Source organism: Phormidium pseudopriestleyi FRX01 (genome assembly GCF_017313335.1).
Taxonomy (GTDB): Bacteria; Cyanobacteriota; Cyanobacteriia; order Cyanobacteriales; family Laspinemataceae; genus Laspinema; species Laspinema pseudopriestleyi.
Window position 1 is genome coordinate 1 of sequence record NZ_JAFLQW010000591.1, and the last position, 5,133, is coordinate 5,133.

Here is a 5,133-nt window from a genome sequence, read left to right on the forward strand (position 1 = left end):
CCCTAAATGTAGAGGCGATTCGCGAATCGCCTCTACATTTAGGGGAGATTCTCCAAATATGGGTAAGTCCTGTGGGAGAGATTGGACAGTTACTGCGTTTGACGGTGGGGAAGGATTGGAGGGAAACATCACCTCCAGTAACTGAGTGACAATCTGTTGCCAACTGAGGCGATCGCGCACAAATTGAGGACCCGAAATTCTCACCTGTTCTCGCCAATCCGGTTGAGAAATCAGTTGCTCCATTAACGCAATACAACAATCCCAATTCGGAGCCAAAAAATGGCGCATTTCCCCCCGAGATTCTACGGATTGAACTTCACTTTTAATCTGGAGGGCAAAATCAGCATGAGTAAATTCATCCGTGGGTCCGCCTTGGGTACAAATCACCGGCAATCCACAGGCGATCGCCTCTAAAACCGGCAAATTAAATCCTTCAGCGGAATAGGGAGACAGATAGCCATCGGCAGCTTGATAATAGCGAATCAGTTGTGAACTGGGTAAAGGGTCGCCGATATAGGTCAAGTGGGCTTTAAATTCTTCTAACCCGCGATCGCTTAAAATCTTTTTAGCAGTAAAAACAATGGATTCCCAAGATTTATAAATTAAATCAGACCCTTTTAAGACTAAGCGAGCTTGAGGATATTTTTCCAGGATTTTGGTAAAACAAAAAATGATTGGAAAAATCCCTTTTTCCAAGGTCATACTACTAACATTTAAAAAAATAAATTCATCCTCTTGCCATCCCAATTCTTGTCTTAAAGAGGCCCGTTCTTCCTTGGGGAGGGGTTTGTAAAGGGTTGGATCAACCCCGAGGGGGACGGTGACGATGCGATTGGGGTCAGCACCACTGCGGAGAAAACCGTCTTTAGACCATTGAGAAGAAGTAATAATGACCGTATTAGAATTTTGATGTAAGGCTTCAAGAGACTTCCCGGGGTTTAACCGTAAGAGTTCTTGAGGGACAATTCCCCATTCCGTGGTTGCAAATAAATAAGTCCGATCGCTTTGCAGGGCGGATTTAAAATTAAATGGACTATACATCCGCAGGGTGGCATCGGCAAATAGGTTGGGGGGTGGGTGTGCGATCGCGCGTAAAGCGGATTCCGATTCGGAATCAAATAAACCTTGAATGGGTTGAGAATTTCGATCCAAGAATGGAATCTCTTGGTGAAATAGCTCCAAATTTGGATATTGGAGCATTTCCAGGAGTTGAAATTGATTGGCGATCGCATAAGAATGGGTCTGAAATCGCCAACCTTCGACAATCAGTCTCCCCGTTGCTGTATTTGTTGGGGTAGGATGGATTACGGGCGCAGTAAAAGAGGGTTTAGATTGGGGAATCAATACCTTTAAATATTGGTCTACAACCTGCTTCCAAGTGTAGCGATCGCCCACCCATTTCGGCCCTGCTTGCCTTGCTTTTTCCCGCAATGCCGGTTTCTCGATAATCCGCTCCATCAAATGGATTAAATGGTCTACATCAGGAGCAACCACAAATCTCATTTCCCCAGATTCCAACTGGCGCTGTTCTAATTGACTCTGGATGGGGAAAGCAAAATCTGGATGAATAAAATCATCCGTTGGTCCACCTTGGGTGCAGATCACAGGTAATCCACAAGCTGCTGCCTCTAAAACGGGCAAATTAAATCCTTCCGCTAGATAGGGAGAGACATAAGCATCGGCAATTTGATATAACGCCGCTAAATCTGTACAAGATAGATTTTTGCCGATATAGGTTAATCGCTCCTGAACCCTTTTTTGCTCAGATGCCGTGAGGGTCTGACTGCAAATTCTTGCAATTTCTTGGCGGGCTTCAAAGAGATAATCTCGACCTTTTAAGATTAATCTAGCTTCGGGAAATTTTTGGACAATGGCAGCAAATGCTTTTAATAATCGAGCCATACCGTGGCGGTTATTAAAGAGCAAACCATTGGTGAAAAAGACAAAATTTTCCCCGAGTCCAAATTGCTGACGTAAAGCGAGGCGTTTTTCTGGAGATGCCGGTTTGTAGAAGTAGGGGTCTACACCGAGGGGAATCACAACCACGCGATCAGAGTCGGCACCACTGCGGATAAATCCATCCCTTGACCAATGGGATGCGGTGACAATAATCGTATCGGAATTGTTATGAGCCTCTTGGAATGAGGAGACTCCCATGCCACGGAGGATGGACTGAGGAATAATACCCCATTCTGTACAGCCAAACATGACCGTGCGGTGAGTGGTGGAAGGGGCTAAATTAAACGGACAATAGACGCGAAGGATGGCATCAGCAGATTCATCCCCTGTAGGTTGGGGAATCAAGTGTAATTTGGGTTCTCTGGAGTCCCCCAATAACCCACTGACGGGTTGCCAATTGTCGGTAACGTAAGGCATATCCCGGTGGAGGACCTGGATTTCAGGGCGATCGAGGAGTTCTAAGAGTAGAAACTGATTGATCAGAGAATAAGAGTGGGGAAGAAAACGCCAGCCTTCGACAATAATCCGCATGAGTTTAAAATGCTAGAGCGATCGCGCCACGGTCCATCGGGACAACATAAACGATAGAATCAGTTAAGTCATTCAGTCAACCTCTTTTGGGCCGGTCTGTTTTGGGATAAATTGTCTGCAAAACCCGGCCTAACTGTTGACTGGAGTGATTGCTGCATCTTTTCTTGTCCCCCCCTAGCCTCTTAGGAGAGGGGGGCTAGGGGGGAGAGGTTCCTTATCGAACACTACCGTTTTACTGTTTTCTTATCTTTCAATTATGACCTTAACGCTGTACAACACCCTCACCCGTCGTCAGGAACCGTTTGAGCCAACCGAACCCGGTCAGGTGCGGATGTATTGTTGTGGGGTTACGGTCTACGATTATTGCCACTTGGGTCACGCCCGCTCCTATATTATCTGGGATATTCTACGCCGATATCTACAATGGCGGGGATATGCGGTTCGCTATGTGCAGAATTTTACCGATATTGATGACAAAATTCTCAACCGCGCCAGACAGGAAGGGACATCAATGGAGGCAGTGGCCGATCGCTACACTCAAGCCTATTTTGAAGATATGGCAAGGCTGAATGTCCTGGAAGCTGATGCCTATCCCCGCGCTACTCATACCTTAGATGGGATTAAGCGCTTAATTGCCCAGTTGGAACAAAAAGGCTTTGCCTATCCGGCAGGTGGCGATGTTTATTACAAGGTGCGTGAGTTTGCTGACTATGGAAAACTATCGGGACGCCAGTTGGCAGAAATGCAAGCGGGGGCCAGTGGTCGGGTGGAGGCTGAGGACCCGGAGGAACTGAAAAAGCAAGACCCGTTTGATTTTGCCTTGTGGAAGGCAGCTAAACCCGGGGAACCGTCTTGGGAATCCCCTTGGGGTGCAGGACGTCCGGGATGGCATATTGAATGTTCGGCGATGGTGCGCGAGGAGTTGGGAGAGACGATTGATATTCATGTCGGGGGTGCGGATTTAATTTTCCCTCACCATGAGAATGAAATCGCCCAATCGGAAGCGGTGACGGGTCAAGCTTTAGCTAAATATTGGCTACATAATGGCATGGTGGCGGTGAATGGGGAAAAAATGTCTAAGTCATTGGGCAATTTTACGACGATTCGCCAGTTGCTGGATCAAGGGGGTGTAGACCCGATGGCGCTGCGGTTGTTTGTTCTGCAAGCGAATTATCGCAAACCGTTGGATTTTACCGATGAGGCGATCGCCAGTGCGGAAAATGGCTGGACGACGCTCAAGGACGGGTTACGATTTGGTTATGAGTATGGCAGTAAGTTGGGGTGGGATTTGGGGGCGATCGCACCTGAATCTGATGCCATCGTCGAACGATTTCAGATGGCGATGGATGATGACCTGAATACTCCATCGGCGTTGGCGGTATTGTTTGAATTGGCGAAGGAATTACGTCGTCAAGGCAATATTTGGGTTCATGAAGGGAAACCGGATATGGACCCGGAAGAGTTACAAAAGCAATGGGTTACCTTGCGGGAGTTAGGGAAGGTTCTAGGTTTGGAAGTGAATCCAGTGGTCGAAAATGCGGCACCAGAACCCGGAGGATTGAGTGATGAGCAGATTGAATCGCTGATTCAGGACCGACTCGCGGCGCGTCAGGGGAAAAACTTTGCCGAAGCCGATCGCATTCGGAATCAACTGCAAGAACTTGGGATTAGTTTAATTGATAAACCTGGAGGTGTCACCCAATGGCGAAACCTCACCCCCCCGCCCCTCTCCTAAGAGGCGAGGGGGGGACAAGAAACCTCTCCCCCCGCCCCTCTCCTAAGAGGCGAGGGGGGGACAAGAAAAGGAAGCAGTTTTCAACCCAACGGGAAAAGGCGATCGCCTCATCTATAGCGGTTCTTGCGCCCTCACCCCAAACCCCCTTCGACCCCCTTCGACCCCCTTCGGCGGGGCTCAGGGCTCAGGACAGGCTTCGGCGGGGCTCAGAGTCGAAGGGGGCTTTAGAGATGACCTCATGAGTCCACCGAACCGCTATATAACCACCCTTAATCCAGCCTTTATCTTAAATTAGCCATGTCCCCCCAGCGTATTAAAATTTCTCTAACAACCCTGCTGCTGATTTTCACCCTCGGCTTAATGGTGATATTGCTGTGGCAACTGCGGAGTTTGCTGATTACCTTGATGGTCTCTGTTGTCCTAGCCGCTTCCATCTCGCCTGTGGTGAATTGGGCGGAAAAATGGCATATTCCCCGCTGGATTGCCACAATTATTACCTACCTTACCCTGATTGGCGGGTTAACTGGGGTGGTCTTATTAATTGGACCGACAGCTTTGGATCAAATTCAGCGGTTAATTCGTCAGCTTCCCTCTTATTTGGAAACGTTGCGACTGATTGCAGAAGATTTGGCGGCTAGACTGATTGATACTCCTCCGGAGTTTGTGCGCCAGTTTTTTGATACCCAGTCTTTAACTACTTGGGGAATTCGCTCAACCCAACAACTGGTACTCCGGTCTTATGGATTAACTAGAGGGTTGCTTGGCGGTGTGGTGACCTTGATTTTATCTATCTTTATTTCTGGTTATATGGTGGCGGATAGTCACAGTTTAATTAAAAGTTTGGTGCAACTGTTTCCGAAACCTTGGGATGAGCGTTTGGAGACTCAAGTTAGGCCGATTAGTCAGCG

General features: G+C 48.1%; 3 protein-coding genes. 2 read left to right on the forward strand and 1 reads right to left on the reverse strand.

Translation table 11 applies throughout. From position 1 onward, the window contains the following. On the reverse strand, positions 1–2,490 hold a 2,490-nt coding region (locus tag J0895_RS26140), incomplete at its 3' end, for a glycosyltransferase family 4 protein (protein WP_242541520.1). A gap of 256 nt (positions 2,491–2,746) precedes the next feature. Here J0895_RS26140 and cysS point away from each other — a divergent pair. Continuing rightward, on the forward strand, positions 2,747–4,225 hold the full coding sequence (cysS, locus tag J0895_RS22630; protein ID WP_207090252.1) for a cysteine--tRNA ligase: 1,479 nt from the start codon (positions 2,747–2,749) through the stop codon (positions 4,223–4,225). A gap of 297 nt (positions 4,226–4,522) precedes the next feature. Further along, positions 4,523–5,133 (forward strand): AI-2E family transporter (locus J0895_RS22635; RefSeq protein ID WP_207090253.1); only part of this gene is annotated, 611 nt, incomplete at its 3' end.

Coding starts and splice junctions, on each gene's coding strand:
- cysS (WP_207090252.1), top strand. CDS start 2,747: ATGACCTTAACGCTGTACAACACCCTCACCCGTCGTCAGGAACCGTTT.